We start from the raw sequence: 16,979 nt of genomic DNA, 5'->3' as shown, positions 1-16,979 counted from the left end.
CAGAGTTACAAACTAAGTTAGATGTGTTTTATGCCAATTTAAATACATCTCATGTTACTGTTTAACTTTAACAACCTTTACAATAATAGTATAGCAAAAAAAATTTAAATACATCTCATGTTACTGTTTAACACAGCCTGTTTTGGAAGAAATACCAATATATGTGAGATTTAAATACATCTCATGTTACTGTTTAACAAATGATTTAGATAACATAGATGATTACTTTGTTACATTTAAATACATCTCATGTTACTGTTTAACGATAATGTCCTTCAACTTTAGTAAATGTATTTCTAATTTAAATACATCTCATGTTACTGTTTAACGTCAATCTTAGTCGAATGTTGCTTTGTGGATACTGAATTTAAATACATCTCATGTTACTGTTTAACAAGAGTTGCAAAACAAGTTAGATGTATTCTATGCCAATTTAAATACATCTCATGTTACTGTTTAACTTGTTGAAAATTCTTTTATAAGTACTTTTTTATATTATTTAAATACATCTCATGTTACTGTTTAACTACTGTCTTTTCATGCAAAACTACCTTATCACTTTAATTTAAATACATCTCATGTTACTGTTTAACATTATACAAGCTGAATTTATGTAATTTTCAAAGTGTATTTAAATACATCTCATGTTACTGTTTAACTTTCATAACATAAGGATATAAACTGTTAACATCATAAATTTAAATACATCTCATGTTACTGTTTAACAAAAGTATTAATAAACATACCTACCCACCACATAGGATTTAAATACATCTCATGTTACTGTTTAACCACTGTAAAAGCAATATCTCTTAAAAGGATATTGCTTTTAAACACATTGAAAAGACTGATATATAGATTTTTTATCCCAGCTAATCATAAAAAATCTATAAAAGTTATAAAATATTTAAATTTCAATACTTAGAAACTATTCTTCATTTACTAGCTTGGGATAAATTTTAATTACACTATACTATATATCCTATTTCTAATCTAACCTTACTATATATACTCATGTTCTACATTTTCATTAAATTTGCTTCTATCAAATTTACCATCTGTAAAATACTGTTCACCATCATCAATATAAAAAATATCTCCTATATAATCATTAAATGAATTATCAAATTTACGAAGTTTATATGTAAAATAATCTAATTTTTCCATAATGTCAGACATCTTTACTCTTTTTTCAGAATAGTCAATATCATTATTTTTTAATAGAGAAACATAATCTTCCCAAACATCACTTCCTACAACTATATTTCCAGATTCATCTTCTACTTGAGTGTTCAAAAAAATTGTATAATCTCTTAATTTATCTATCAATGTCATCCTTTTATTTACTGATTTAAAATCTAATTTACCTACAATATCATTTGTAAAAACATCTATATTTTCGTCATTATGTTTATTTTTATTTTCTTCTATTCTAGCTATTATTTTGTCGTAGTACTTTTCAAAATCTTTTTCTAAAATAATTTCTCTATTGCTCTCCTCATTCAGGGTTAAATTTTTCTCTTTTCTAATATCTTTCCTATATATCTCTTTTGCATCATCTAAATTAAAAAAATAAACTTTTGAATTTAATTTTTTACAAGACCTATTTATCCTTCCCAAAAATTGTTCGTCTGAATCAATTATAGATATATCTTTAAATCCCAAATCCATATCTATATCCACTCCAGCTTCTACAACTTGTGTAGCAACTAAGATTACAGATCCTATATCTTTAATTTTATTTATTATTTTTTTTCTCTCTAATTTATTATCATCTCCCGTTATTAAATAAATGCTTTCTGACTTATCCTTCAACTTTTCTTTAATATCCTTGTAAAATTCTAATGCTGATGATTTCTTTATAAACTCTATTAGTATCTTATTATATCTTTCTGATTCCTCTACAACCTTTTTTGCTATTTCTTCAATAGAATTAACTTCTGAATTTAACATTTCAAAACTTATATTTACTCTATCTTTAAAAAGTGGATTCTTAAAATACTTATCTCTGTACCTTACTAAATAAGCAAAATTATCATCATTACATCCTAATTTATTTAATCTAGGTAAAGTTGCAGACATTATAATAATTTTTATATTTAATATTTCAGCATACTTTTCTAAGAATAAAATAATCTCTTTCCATATCTCATTTTTATAGCTTTGTATCTCATCTAATATAACTACACTATTTATCATATGTACCAATGGGAAACTTTCTTCTCTTGAAACTCCAAATAAATAATTAAAAAAACCTATGTTAGTAGTAAGTACTATAGGATAGTGTAAAAACTGTCTATTTAGCAAGGATTTTTCATAGTCAATTTTTTGTTTTGTGCTATAGTCTTTAACATCTTTATTATCTTCTTCGTCATCATAGGTCTGTATCGGAGTTATAGAATTTATAACTACAACATCCTTTTCTATATCTTTAACAGAATTAAACAAATCATTTATAAATACACTTTTGGTTTGTTCTACTAATGTATTGAATGGAAATATATAAAATATTTTACTTAATGATTGATTTAATTCTATAAATTTTAATGCTAAATTTATAGATGTAACAGTTTTTCCACTTCCAGTAGGTGCTTCTAAGTAAAATATATTTTTACTTAGATTACATGTCATTGTTTCTTCAACTTCTATACTCATCTCTGTTCTCAATTTATTTATATCATTATCTTCATATGGGCATTTTTCATCGTTATTTAGATATTCTCTGTACCTATTCATATTTTCATATATTTTAGATTTTTTAAATACATCATAATATTTATTATGATTATCAATAGTCCCAAAATCATTTATAGATTTTCCACCATTATATTCTGATGTAGCATAAAAATCACAAGATGTAACAATTGCAAACATTAATTTTGAATATATATATAATTCTATATCTAAACCATCTTTTATAGAACTATCATCCAAATACTTATATGTATCACTAATTATTTTTTTAATAGTTTTTGAAGTTGATTTAATCTCTAAATTATAATTATGTATAAATAAATCTTTAAAATTATCTTCAATATTTACAAATTCATCCTCAAAAGAAGATAAAAATTCCCTAAATGATTTCAAGACTCCATGGTGCTTTGATATTACATATGTATTTATCATTAAAAACAACTTCAATATCTTTTTCTCTTCAACATCAACTTTCTTTAACTTTTCAAAATAATAATCAAAATACAATATAGACGAAATAAAAGAATGTTTAGTATATCTTGTTGAAATACTTTTAAAATTTTTATTGTTCATTTTTACAGATTGAAATGAAACATTAATTTTACCTAAATCATGCATGTAAACCATATTTAACATAAGTTCTCTATAAAAATTCTTACTTAAATAAGAGTTATTTTTAAAAAATTTATCTTCTATTCTTTTTAAACAAGATTCTAAATCTTTTTTGACACATAATTTCATAAAGTATGAGTATACTAAATCTGAATGTTCTTTCAAAGTTTCTGGAGATTTATCCTTATTTATATGTGCATAAATATTTTGATAATTATTTACATTGCTATTTATATCAAATAATTCAACTTTTTCAAAATACATATATCCCTCCTGGAGTTATAAATTTAAATAAATATTAAATTCATATCCCTTACTTTATATACATCTTTTTTACTAAGCAATTTAACTGGCATATTAGTAAATATTATGGTTTCTAAAATATATTGATTAGTTATTCTATCTAACTTACAAGGAAGCTTCTCTTGATACTTAAAAGGTTCTTCATAATCATCGTCATCATCATCAAAATCATATTTCTCAAATTCAAAATCTTCCCTTGTAAAAAAACTATCTATTTTATCAACACTTTCTGATTTATAAGCATCACTAATTAGTTCAATTCCACTTATATTTGCTATATGGTCGTTTTTTCCTAAATAAGGTATGTAAACAAATTTATTAGATAAAAATCTATTTTTCAAATCTCTACAAATATCTGTATCTTCTAATTGTATATATATATCCCAACTAGGATTTTCAAGCCATTGCTCTTTTACTATTAGATTTCCCCCTTCTTCTTTTGAAGCATATCCTACAGAATTATTAAATCTCTGAATCTTTTTATCTATATATCCAAATTCATTTTTTGGAACTATCGATATTTTTATATTCTCAAGTTCAGAGTAGAATTCAGGATATTCGTCATCTTTAGTCTGTTGATTATATCCCTTAAGTCCCAAGCAAGCTCCCAAAATTCCCATAAGTGCGACTTTATGTATATTTCCATAAGTAAAACAAACTATACTATTTACATCTGGCTTTTTAAAAAATACAGTTCTCCCACTTAGGTTAAATTTTAAGACTTCCATCTTATACCTCTTTTCTTGTAAATATATTTATAAACTTTACTTTATCTAATTTTGATGCTATTTTCTCTTTGGAAGGCTTTATTTCTGTTTTATATGGATTATAATATATTTCTATACTATTAATTTCTTCTGCTAAGTCAATCATTAAGTCAATCATATTTAAAGAAATTAAATCATTTTCATTTTCTTTCTTTTTAAATGCTATATATTGAGTTAAATCTGGTAAATATACTTCTTCATTTGTTTCAATAAATATTGCAAATTCATTTTCACATCCGATTTTTGAATTTGTATTAAACGCAGTCGCACTCACTAGAGCAACTTCTTTAAATTTTTTATAATCATTTTCAGTATACCCCTCAGTTACACCCATACTAACAAAAGCTTCATAGGCCTTTGGATTTATTGAAAAAGGATAAAAATAATGCGCTTCATCACTAACTATTTTTTTACCTAAAGTAGTTGAATTAGCATCTTCCTTTTCTTCTTCATTTGTCGATTTTTTCTTATCTTTAGCTTTTGAGTCTCTAAATGGAGAAAGTATTTGTTGCTCTTCGACATTGCTATCTTCATACTTATTAAATCCTTGACCAATTTGTACTGCTCCTGTAATTCCTATATTATTTCCTACTTCTGCAAATGTAGCTCCAAAGTTTTTGACATCAATAGCTTTAAATAAATTTTCTAACACATTTTGTTGATTTTTTTCTACCTTTAAATCTTCTATATCAAACAATTCTTCATACCTCTCTTTTAGTGACTTTGGTCTGACTTTGATTTCTCCTTTCTTAGATTCATCTATTTTTAATGACTTTATATATAATACTTTTTCACCTTCATTTTCCCACATTTTCTTCATAGGAAATTTAAGAGCTTTGTCACTTCCAAAAATTTCTCCTGTTGATATAGTTTTTGGATATCCAGAAAAATCAGCATTCCAATTTGACATTACAGATTTTATTCCTAACACCCCATATACTCTCTTATTCATCTTCTTTCTCCTCTCTTTTTGTATATATTAAATTAGAATATAGGTAACCACCTATTAATAAATCCCCATTAATTTTTTTATCTTCTACTTCATATCCTACAATCATAGCATATAAATTATCAAACCTCTTACTACCATAATCTATGGCATAATTATATTTTTTAAACAACTTCCTTATCTCTAGCATAAGCTTTTCCTTATTTCGTGCATTTAATATAGGATTAATTAGAGAATGGTTTTTATTTTTTGATGACTTATTTTTAGATATAAGATATGAAGCTAATTGTCCAATTGCAAAATAGTATTCTTCATCACTTTGTATACATTGTGTTTGTTTAGAATTTATTTTTTCAAATAAAGATTCACTAATATATTTTATTTTATCTGCCATTTTATATCCTCCATAAAAATAATTTATTATAGCTATTCTTAAGTTATACTGTTCCTTGGCTTTTACATAGTTATTGTTTTTTATAGAATTTTTAATTATCTCCATAGAATAGTTTGAAAAAGTTTGTCTTACTATATTATCCCTACCTTTATAAAACCATGTATATAACCCATCTCTATTTCTAACCAATATATCTCTTAGAATTAAATCATTTAAGTTTATTTCTTTAACTTCTCTGAAATAACTATTACACATAAATGTATTAAAATATATAGTATCAATAGTTTTTTCTAATTTTTTAAGATTATTAATATATCCTACTTCTAAACTTGGATTTAAACCATACTTGTCATATTCTATTGGTATTACAAACTTTACATTTATTTTTTTTATTTTAGTATTTAAATTTACCACAGTATCAAAATCATGTATTTCTAATTCTTTACCCTTTTTTATCCTCAGTATATATCCACTAAACTCATTTGGTATATCAGCTTTTCTATGGATTCCTTTTTCACTACTTATATATACTAATTCTTCTCCACTGGATGCTTTATTCATTAAATAATCAAAGAAAGCTTTCTGTAACAAAACTTCATCTTCATCAATTAGATATGGTGTTGAGTTTTTCTTTCGTGTTTTTAATTCTAAAAATGGCTTTTTTGCATTTAACTGCATATTATTGTTTGGTAATCCATAGGTTTTACCATCAATAGTTACATTAAAATCATTTTTATTATATATATTGGGAATTACATATTTTTGACTTTCTATATTGTATATATCTATCTCTTCATCAAAAAATATTTTTAAATAGTTTTTATCTTTTTTTACATCTTCAACTAAAGTAAATATATTATTTTTTATCCACACCTTTACCTTATTTAGATTATTTTCATCTGTTCTACCATATTTTTTTTCCATAGAATCAAATATTTCTTTTTTCTTTTTATCATATTTAAGCCCTGGATTTAGTAACACATCATAATAGTTATTAATAATATCTTCTGTAAGCTTTATGCTGTTATTTTTGTCGGGTCTTAAATTTTCTTTTTTAATAAAAAATGAAAGATAGTTATTACTATGAATTATCTTTTTGTCATCAATAGGTTTATTCATATCTACCAGTTTTGACAAGTAATCCAGTTTTGAAAACTTGCTATATAATTCTTCTGTATTATCTCTATTACCCTTTGAAACTTCCAATTTTTCTATGATAGAAAAATCTTTTACCAATACATATGAGCCCTCAGATAAAACATAATTATCTGTTATAAGACTATTCCCTATAGCCCTATATTCTTTTTCAAAAATCTCTAAGCAATCCTTTAACAAACCTTCACCTCCTATAACCATCTATAGTTTACAAAACCAAATCCACGAGAATTGATTTCTCCAACCCCTACTCCAAGTGCAAAGTTTGAAATTTCTTGAGCCATATCATTTTCTGATACTTTAAAACTTATTTTATCTCCAAGTAAGGATATATTTTTATATTTCATGGAAATAGGTTTTTTGTTTATAAACTTAATCATATTAAATAATTCAAAATTTTCATCTATCTTGCTGTTGGTAAATTCGTTGTATTTTTTTATTAAATTTTCTCTAATTCTTTTCTCCAGATCTTCTACTGTATTACTACCCTTCCAATATCCATCCTCAAACTTTGCTATCACTGGAGTAATAGAATAAATACTTTCAATATGTTTTTTAGGAATTACTTTTTTACTCATTGTAATGACCTTTATTTTATCAGAATATTGATTTTTTAGATTCCTCATAAAATAAGTTCCTAACTCACTATCTACTGTTCTAATAATAAAAGTGTAGATACAATCCTTCTTATAAATTTTATCCTTTTCTAAAGGATATAGCAGATTGAAAGAATAATACTTAAATTCATTTTTATTATGAAACTCTCTATATTTATCTTCCATAATTAATGTATCATCTATTAATTTGCATATTTCTTTGGCTACATTATCTAAATAAATATTTTCAAGAAGGTATACCTTCACTGATAATTCTATACATTTAACCAATTCATAAACACCCCCCATTTTCTGATAATTGATATTAATAAACTAAATATATTAAGACCTTTGTATCTATTTAACAACAATAAATTATAAAAAATAACTTCTATCTAATAATTTCTTTATTAAACAACTTTTTCCTTTAAAATTTTTATTTTTTTGTTCGACAAATCATTTAACTTAAATTTTAAATCAATTTTATTCTATCAACTTTGTTAATTCAGCTTTATACTGTTAAAATATCAAAAACAAAGTATTATACAACTATAAAATGTTAAAATTTAAAACAGCTAGATAATTAAATACTATAGATAAAGTTTATTCTAAAAGTATTTAATCATCTAGCTGTTTAATATGTTTTAAATATATACTCTATAACTTATCAATTTCATCCAGTAACTCATCAACCAATTTATCACCATTAATCATTCTTACAATTTCACCCTTTTTAAATAAAAGACCTTCGCCCTTACCACCAGCAATGCCTATATCGGCTTCTCTAGCTTCTCCAGGTCCGTTTACAGCACACCCCATAATTGCAACAGTAATATCTTTTTCCATACTACCAATTTTATCCTCAACTTCATTTACAACACTAATTAAATCTATATTACATCTGCCACATGTAGGACATGATATAACTTTAATCTTATCATTTAAAAGACCCAAACTTCTTAAAATCTGTTTACCAACAACAACCTCTTCAACAGGGTCACCTGTCAAAGATATTCTGACAGTATCTCCAATCCCTTTAAGAAGAAGTGCTCCCACACCTATAGAAGACTTTATTGTTCCTTTATGAACACTTCCAGATTCAGTAATTCCAATATGAAGAGGATAATCAACTTTCTTTGATATTAATTCATATGCATCAACAGTTTTATAAATATCAGATGATTTTAGAGAAATAACTATATTATAAAAACCTAAATCTTCAAGAATCTTAATATGTCCCATAGCACTTTCAACTAATGCTTCAGCAGTTGCAGAACCATATTTATTTAAAAGTTCTTTTTCTAAAGAACCCCCATTAACACCAATTCTAATTTTTAGATTTTTTTCCTTGCATTTCTCAACAACCATTCTAACTCTTTCTATGTTTCCAATATTACCAGGATTTATTCTAACACCATCTACACCCTGTTCTATAGCTTCAAGTGCTAACTTATAATCAAAATGTATATCAGCAATAACAGGTATATTTACATTAGACTTTATCTTTCCTATATTTTTAGCTGCTTCCATATCAGGAACAGCAACTCTAACTATATCACAACCAGCTTCTTCTAATCTTTTTATTTGAGATATTGTAGCCTCTGCATCTCTTGTATCAGTATTTGTCATAGATTGTATGCTTATAGGATTTTCTCCTCCTATTTTTACACTCCCAACACTAACTTCTCTTGTCTGTCTTCTCTTGTAACTCATATTTCACCTCTATATATTATTTTATATTAAAATTATTCAATATCTTAAAAAATACTACAAACTACATATATATTATAAATTAAAAAGCTATATAGTTAAACAACTAAGAATAAATTTAACCTTTTAAAATTAATTTATTCTCACTTAAAACTACATAGCTTTTTTAAACTTTATATAAAGTTAAATTATTGAAATAACCTTAATATATCTTTATATGTTATAAAAAGCATAAATAACATTAAGGCTCCAAATCCAACTACATTTATCATACCTTCTTTATTTGGGTCAAGTTTTTTACCGCCTCTAACAGCTTCTAATAATAACATAAGTATTCTCCAACCATCAAGGGCTGGTATTGGTAATAAGTTTACTATACCTAGATTTAAACTTATGACAGCTGCCAAATAGACTACATTTATAAGACCTGTTTGGGCTGCATCTGATACCATACCAATAACACCTACTGGTCCTGCAACAGCATTACCAATTCCTCCTGGTACACGTCCTGTAACCATTTGACCTAAGAATGTTAACATCTGTTTTGTCATATCCACAGTAGTTTTACATGCATTTACTATTGAACCAAAGAAATCTTTTTCTCTTTGTGGCTGAATTCCTATTTCATACTTTCCATTGTTATCTTTAGGAATTACATTTACAACTTTATCATTTCCATCCCTAGTTATACTAAGCTTCAATTCTCCACCAGAAGAAGTATTTATAATATTTGCAACTTCATCCCAAGTCTTAACAGAATTACCATTTATTTTATTTATCTTATCTCCTACTTGAAGTCCTACTGCTTGTGCAGGAGTATCTTGCATTATTTTTCCAAGTGTAGTAGTTGGAGAACCTATATACAAAAACACTGGTACTAAAAGTACTGCTGCCAGTATTATATTAAATATTGGTCCTGCTACAATAGTACTAAATCTTTGTAGTATAGATTTATTTCCAAAAGAATTTGGACTTATTTGTTCTTCGTCTTCACCCTCCATACTTACATATCCACCAATTGGAAGAGCTCTTATGGAATACTCTGTATCTTTTTTTACACTATATATCTTAGGTCCCATACCTATAGAAAACTCATTTACCTTAATCCCACTTCTTTTTGCAAATATAAAATGTCCTAATTCATGTATTAATACAATTATACTAAATAGTATTAATGCAGCTATTATAGTCATAAATTCACCTTCCTATTTTTTTATCAGATTTTCAACATAAGCTCTACTCCATCTATCTGTTTCTAAAATTTGTTCTAACGTTGGTTTGCTTATGCTTTTATGAACCTCTAAAGTTTTCTCTATGTAATATGGTATGTCATAGAAACCAATTTTATCCTCTAAAAATTCACTTACCAAAACTTCATTTGCAGAATTTAAAACAGAAGAATAAGTTCCACCCATCTTTAGACATTCATAAGCTAATTTTAAACATGGAAAAGTCTCTAAGTCTGGTTCTTCAAAGGTTAAAGTACTAAATTTTGAAAAATTCATTCTTTCAAAATTACTTTCCATTCTATCTGGATATGTAAGAGCATATTGTATAGGCAACCTCATATCTGGACATCCTAATTGTGCAATTATAGAACTATCTGTATACTGTACCATTGAGTGAATTATGCTTTGTGGATGAACTACTACATCTATATTTTCTTGTTTTACTCCAAATAGCCATTTAGCTTCTATTACTTCTAGTCCTTTATTCATAAGAGTTGAAGAGTCAATACTTATTTTTCTTCCCATACTCCAGTTTGGATGCTTTAAAGCTTCATTTTTAGTTATATTTAAAAGTTCTTCTTTTTTCTTTCCTCTAAATGGACCACCAGAAGCTGTAAGTATTATTTTTTCTATATTTTTATTATTCTCTCCATTTAAACACTGAAATATAGCACTATGTTCACTATCAACGGGAAGAATATTTACATTATATTTTTTTGCCTCTGCCATTACAAGCTCTCCAGCAGTTACTAATGTCTCTTTATTCGCTAATGCTATATCTATTCCCTTCTTTATAGCACAAAGTGTTGGGACCAATCCTATCATTCCCACAACAGCAGTTAAAAGTACATCAATTTCATCTAGTGATGAAATTATTTTTAAACCTTCCATTCCTGTTAAAACTTCTATCTCTATATTTTGTGGCAATATTTCTTTTAATTTTAATGCTTTGCTTTCCTCAAAAACTGTTACATATTTAGGTCTAAATTCTACAATTTGTTCAAGTAGTAATTCAATACTGCTATTAGCTGATATTGCAACTACCTCAAACTTGTCTCTATTTTCTCTAACTACATCTAAGGTTTGCTTACCTATAGAGCCTGTAGAACCTAAAATTGATATTTTTTTCATATAATAATCCTTTCTAATAATAAATATACCCTACCAAGACATTATAACACTACTAAAACAATTATTTTTACTATTCACAAAAACTTCATATAATTACTGGAAAAATATATTTAGTTTACATTATAGCATTACTCTTTAATTTTAATTTATTCACATATAGTTACTTTTATTTTTAATCCAATAAAACTCTATCTATTAAATTAAACCTTACCTATTCTTTATATGTTTTTTATAATATTATTAAAATATTTTAGCATCATTAAACATCCTTTTTTATTTCTACAACATCTTCTATTTTACAGTCTAGTGCTAAACATATCTTTTCCATTGTATCCATAGAAACAGACTTATCATTTCCTAATCTACCTAAAACAGAAATACTTATACCTGATATATTTACAAATTCCATCTTTCTTATTTTTCTATCAATTAGCAATTTCCACAATGGAGTGTATGAAATCATTTTATCACCTCTTCTAAAATCTATTTTATCATATTTTATCTATTTTGAAAAATTTTCATCTTTTTCGATAAATAATCACTTATTCAAAATTGGCTAAAACCATGTTCTTTCAATATTGATAAATAAATTCATTTTAATATAACAATAAATAGCACCTATCAAAAATATGTTTTAAAATAATCTGTATCTAATTAAAAAGCTTTACAGAAAATTATATTTATTAACTTTAAGTAATGATAGAAGTAATTTCTTCTGATTACAAATTTGTATAATCATTATCCCAAGTTAACATAACATTCCAAAAAATAAAAAACTTCAATGTTACTTTTTTATATAAATATGTTAAAATAAAACAAAGTAATGGATTAAAAAACTATACTATTAATAGAGGGTTATTAAATGAAGCAGAGTGAAAAAAGAGAAAATGAATTTATAAAAAATAGATGGACTTTAGCTGTCATAGAAAAAGAAAAAAAGGTTACTTGTATTATTCGTTATTTACTAACAATACTTGCTATCATTGCTCTCCTTACTCCTATGAAAATTAAATTTTCCATCTATATATTTATATTACTATTCAGTTGGATGATGTATTTATGGCTATATCCTAAAATGCTACTAGAAATACCTAAAGCAAAAGAATCAAGAAAGTATCATATACCATTTCCTTTAACAGCATGTTCATTATCTATGTTAACTCCACTTTTATCAACAAACACCCTAAATACACCAAATAATGAAAGATTTAGTTTTTCTGCTATTTACATGATAGTGTTATTAATTTTTTATGCCTTAGTATTAATTATCAAAAAAAGACATGAAACAAAACTTAAAGTATTACTGGTTACCTTATCTACATTTATTCTTAGTTTTTCTACAACACCAGCATTAAATTATATAGCAACATTAGATAAACCTGAGTTTGAATTTGTAACAGTTGTTGATAAAGAAATAAATCCTTCTCGCTCTGAAAACGATTACTATCTTAAAATAAATGTAAATAATAAAATAAAAAAATGAAAGTTACTAATAACATGTATGATTCGACAAATAAAAATAACTCAGTTCAACTTTGTAAAAGAAAGAGTATCTTTGGTTATGAATACTGGACATTACACAAATAACATTATTACATTATTAATAAAATCAAATTGAAATCAACTCAATTATTATATGAACATTTTATTCTTATGATTATTAATCTAAATAAAGCCAATAAGAAAAAGCATTAGTTACATTACTAATACTTTTTATCTATTGCTAATTTTAATTACAAATTTTTAATTCTTCTAGCATGTTATGTTCTTATTACACTTTTACAATATTTATATTATTTTTCAGTCACATATTTATTAAAAAATTCTTTTTCTTCTATTGGTCTCGAAAAATAAAATTCTTGTCCCACATCACATTTAATAGTCTTTAAAAAATCTAAGTCTTTCTTAGTTTCAATTCCTTAACATACAACATACATATCTATACGATGTGACATTTTAATAATGTACTAAATGATACTTGTAGACTTTTTCTCAATTAAAGGTTTCTTTAAGTAAGCTTTTCTAAAATTGAATTAACTGGCTCTGATATTTCATTAAAAGCACTTTCAGTTACCTCTATTATAATGTATCTATATAACTTACAAATAACTAATCACTTAGTAAAGGTGATTACAAAAGCTTTGTAGTAACATGTGTTTGATTGATTTTATTTTTAGATGGAAAACATACAATATGTATTTTTACCTTCTTCTTTTGCTCTATACAATGCACTATCTGCACGATGATACAACTCGTAAAACTGTTTCCCATCTTCTGGGTATCTAGAAATACCTATACTTACACTTACTTCAAAACATAATTTATCATATGTAAACGTGGTATCTAATCTTTTTAATATATCATGACCTTTTTTTTGTAGGCTTTCTTTATCTCCATTATACTCCATAAATGCTATAAATTCATCACCTCCAACACGGCCAACAATATCTGTTTTCCTAAAATTACTTTTTAGACATTCCGCTAACTCAATTAAGATTTTATCTCCAAATACATGCCCCATAGTATCATTAACATCCTTAAAATTATCTACATCAATCATAAATAATGCATATTTCTTATTTTCATCAACTGATAGCAACATGTGTCTTATCTTTTCCTCAGTAGTACTTTTATTTAGTAATCCTGTCATTAAATCATTTTGAGATTGCTCAATTAACTTATTATACTCTCTCTTTTCTTCATCAATATTTCTTATTTTACCTAGTATCGATATAGTAGCATCTCCAATCTTATCAGGTTCATTAAATACTATAGAACACCATAAATGTATGTTATCTTTAGAACGTATACGTATCTCTATTGCTTCTGGCTTATTACCAATACGTGCATTTTCTAAAGCGTCAAGTAAAATCTGATGGTCTTCTTCATAAATATTTGATAATTGTTCAGAAATTGTTCCTCTTGGTTCTATCTCAAATATACTATAATAGTTATCAGAAAATGTTATTGTACCATCCTTAAAACTATATTCAAATAATATATCTCCCCATTGTTTTAAGGCTGTTTGATAGCGATTAACAAGTCTATTAGATTTTTTATCACTTTTTTCAGAAGTTACATCTGTTGCCTCTGTTACATCCACAATACTTGAATAAAAGTACTTCTTGCCATCTTTATCATTTTCACATAATCTAGAAATCGTTTCTAAAGAAATCAAACGATTATCTTTACATCTAACATGATAATGAAGTGTAACTATATCTCCAGAATTAACTTGGCTTATCATATCTCCAAGTACAACTCTTCTATCTTCTTCTATAATTAAATTGATATACTTTCCATCAAACTTACTTTTAATTTCTTTTTCTGTATAACCTATCAATGATATAAAGCTAGGAGAAATATAATCTAAAGTAAAATTTTCATCAAAATGGATACATTTTACACAAGCAGGAATATTATCTAAAACTCTTCTGTATTTCCAATAGGATTCTTCCATCTCTAAAGACCTTTTCTTAAGCCTATCATTTTCTATTATGACTACAATTAAACTTTTAGAACCCTGCTTACCTTTTACTACATTGCCTGTTCCAAGTATCCATATAGGAGTTCCATCAGATTTTACTACCCTAAATTCAATTGTAACTATATCGCTAATTCCAAGTTGCCTTCTAATTTCATAATTCACATATTCCATATCATCTGGATGCACAAATCCTAATGCTTGATTTTTAAATTTTTCTTCCATCTCTTTAATGGTATAACCTAACATCCTTCTATAGCCTTCATTACATGTAAGAAAAGTAAATTCAGGGTTCATTCCTACTTGAAATATGCCTGCATAAGCATTATCAACCAATTCTTTTATATTCATTGAATGTGTTGGAGTAAAGGCAGAATATACCATACTTTTTTCTTTTTCTATAGAAAGTTCTTTTGATATAACATCTTCCTGATAATTAATGCTCTCAATATTCTTTTCAAAGTAATGCTCATAAAACTTCTCTGCGTTTATAGGCTCATTATAATAAAATCCTTGCAATATTTCTGGTCTCATCTGTTCAATTATTTTTAAAGTTTCTTTATTTTCAATTCCTTCCACATAAACGGACATATTCATACTATGACATAGATTAATAATTTGAGAGACGATTTTTTGGTCTATTACATCATATGTAATACGGTTTAAAAGAGTATGATTAATTTTTAAAGAATCAGCACTTAGTTCACGAAAAATTTCTAAAGATGAATGTTTTGCTCCAAAGCTGTCGAATGTAATCTTAATACCTTGACTTCGAAGAAAATCAAAAGAACTCCTTATTTCTTCTATTTGTTTTATGTTATTATTTTCTGTTAATTCCAATGTAATCAGAGATGGAGATATACCCTCTTGCTTTATAGTGTCTAAAATAAAAAACTTGAAGCTAGGGTCTTCAAGCTGCTGATATGACACATTTATATTCATATTGAAATTTGGCATATATTTTGTCCATACTTTTAATTGCTTTAAAGCTGTTTTAATTACCCATTGACTAACTGTATCCATAAGCCCAGAAGATTCTAAAAAAGGTATAAATTCAGTTGGACCAAGTTTCATTTCAAAATTAGGATTTCTCCAACGAAGCAATACTTCGCATCCATATAGTTTCTTACTATTGTTAAAAATAAGTGGTTGATAATTTAAATAAAATCCTTTAAAATTATTTAATACACTTTCTCTTAGATACTCTATCAACTGTATAGAATACTGCGAAAAAGTCAACTCATCTTTTGAATAGACAATTAGTGTTTTTTTCCCTTGCTTTTTTGCTTTTTCAAATGTAACACGTGCATTTTGGTATAGTGTATCACAATCTATACCATCTTTTGGATAAAAACAAATACTTCCTGATATAGTAAATGAAATAGCATGTCCATTAATCTGTTTTATACATTGTGCGATATCTTGAAACCTATTAAAGAGTTTTGTTAATTCATAACAATCTCCATTTGGATACAAAATTCCAAAACCATTTCCATCTAATCTATATAAACTTATATCTTCAGGTAAAAAAGGTAAAATAGATTTAGAAAACTTTTTTAAAACCCTATCTCCAAATGAATAAGAATATAAGTTATTAATTTGTTCGAAATCATCAATTCCAATAAACATAATACCATATGTCTTTTTCTGTGTTTCTAGACTTGAAAGCATCATTCTCAAATTGTAATTTCCATTTAAATTCGTTAATTTGTCTATAATATTATTAGTTAACATGCCTATTAATCCATCCCCCCTAAATTGCTTTAACTTCTTGAAATAAACTTTTTTCTATTATTTTTTTAATTCCAATCATATTTTCTAGTTATGAAAATTTATATATATATAATAAATTCTTACCTAATTCAAAAGCTATTTTTATACTGGTATACTTTAAATTTACATCATCAACTTGATGATGTTGAAGATGGAGTACCTAATATATTTCAATAAACAAT

At 25.9% G+C, this 16,979-nt stretch carries 11 protein-coding genes and 1 CRISPR repeat array (1 of these 12 only partly in view); of the genes, 1 reads left to right on the top strand and 10 read right to left on the bottom strand.

What is annotated here, in order from left to right:
• Positions 1–792: direct repeats of the CRISPR family, unit length 30 nt; unit sequence ATTTAAATACATCTCATGTTACTGTTTAAC; it reaches 1,082 nt to the left of the window's first position.
• 210 nt (positions 793–1,002) lie between these two features.
• The 9 genes from cas3 to IC213_RS03370 all read right to left on the bottom strand — a co-directional run bounded on the left by cas3 (position 1,003) and on the right by IC213_RS03370 (position 12,003).
• Positions 1,003–3,570 (bottom strand): CRISPR-associated helicase Cas3', encoded by a 2,568-nt coding sequence (cas3, locus tag IC213_RS03410; RefSeq protein ID WP_227862744.1) that lies wholly within the window; start codon positions 3,568–3,570, stop codon positions 1,003–1,005.
• Positions 3,571–3,593: 23 nt separating this feature from the next.
• The gene (gene cas5b, locus IC213_RS03405; protein WP_227862743.1) at positions 3,594–4,337 is read right to left on the bottom strand and encodes a type I-B CRISPR-associated protein Cas5b; all 744 of its coding nucleotides are present in this window, start codon (positions 4,335–4,337) and stop codon (positions 3,594–3,596) included.
• A gap of 1 nt (position 4,338) precedes the next feature.
• Positions 4,339–5,328, bottom strand: coding sequence for a type I CRISPR-associated protein Cas7 (locus IC213_RS03400; RefSeq protein ID WP_227862742.1), 990 nt, complete (start codon positions 5,326–5,328; stop codon positions 4,339–4,341).
• On the bottom strand, positions 5,321–7,054 hold the full coding sequence (locus tag IC213_RS03395; protein WP_227862741.1) for a CRISPR-associated protein Cse4: 1,734 nt from the start codon (positions 7,052–7,054) through the stop codon (positions 5,321–5,323). Before IC213_RS03395 ends, IC213_RS03400 begins: the two co-directional genes overlap by 8 nt.
• An 11-nt stretch (positions 7,055–7,065) precedes the next feature.
• Positions 7,066–7,761 (bottom strand): CRISPR-associated endoribonuclease Cas6, encoded by a 696-nt coding sequence (cas6, locus tag IC213_RS03390; RefSeq protein ID WP_227835452.1) that lies wholly within the window; start codon positions 7,759–7,761, stop codon positions 7,066–7,068.
• Positions 7,762–8,127: 366 nt separating this feature from the next.
• Positions 8,128–9,183: a flavodoxin-dependent (E)-4-hydroxy-3-methylbut-2-enyl-diphosphate synthase gene (gene ispG / locus IC213_RS03385; RefSeq protein WP_227845922.1), complete on the bottom strand. Its 1,056-nt coding sequence runs from the start codon at positions 9,181–9,183 to the stop codon at positions 8,128–8,130.
• 185 nt (positions 9,184–9,368) lie between these two features.
• Positions 9,369–10,373 carry an RIP metalloprotease RseP gene (gene rseP / locus IC213_RS03380; protein ID WP_227434782.1) on the bottom strand — a complete coding sequence of 335 codons (1,005 nt, stop codon included), beginning with the start codon at positions 10,371–10,373 and terminating at the stop codon, positions 9,369–9,371.
• A 12-nt stretch (positions 10,374–10,385) separates the two neighbouring features.
• On the bottom strand, positions 10,386–11,540 hold the full coding sequence (locus IC213_RS03375) for a 1-deoxy-D-xylulose-5-phosphate reductoisomerase (RefSeq protein WP_227434783.1): 1,155 nt from the start codon (positions 11,538–11,540) through the stop codon (positions 10,386–10,388).
• A 259-nt stretch (positions 11,541–11,799) separates the two neighbouring features.
• Positions 11,800–12,003: a helix-turn-helix domain-containing protein gene (locus IC213_RS03370; RefSeq protein ID WP_227434784.1), complete on the bottom strand. Its 204-nt coding sequence runs from the start codon at positions 12,001–12,003 to the stop codon at positions 11,800–11,802.
• A 399-nt stretch (positions 12,004–12,402) separates the two neighbouring features.
• Here IC213_RS03370 and IC213_RS03365 point away from each other — a divergent pair, with 399 nt between their 5' ends.
• Positions 12,403–13,023 carry a hypothetical protein gene (locus tag IC213_RS03365; RefSeq protein ID WP_227850987.1) on the top strand — a complete coding sequence of 207 codons (621 nt, stop codon included), beginning with the start codon at positions 12,403–12,405 and terminating at the stop codon, positions 13,021–13,023.
• A gap of 690 nt (positions 13,024–13,713) precedes the next feature.
• Here the strand turns inward: IC213_RS03365 and IC213_RS03360 are convergent.
• Positions 13,714–16,758 carry a diguanylate cyclase domain-containing protein gene (locus IC213_RS03360; protein ID WP_227862740.1) on the bottom strand — a complete coding sequence of 1,015 codons (3,045 nt, stop codon included), beginning with the start codon at positions 16,756–16,758 and terminating at the stop codon, positions 13,714–13,716.
• Positions 16,759–16,979 lie beyond the last annotated feature (221 nt).

It is taken from the genome of Clostridioides sp. ES-S-0049-02 (assembly GCF_020658465.1).
In the GTDB taxonomy this organism is placed as follows: Bacteria; Bacillota; Clostridia; order Peptostreptococcales; family Peptostreptococcaceae; genus Clostridioides.
This window is presented reverse-complemented; position numbering and strand designations above follow the sequence as displayed.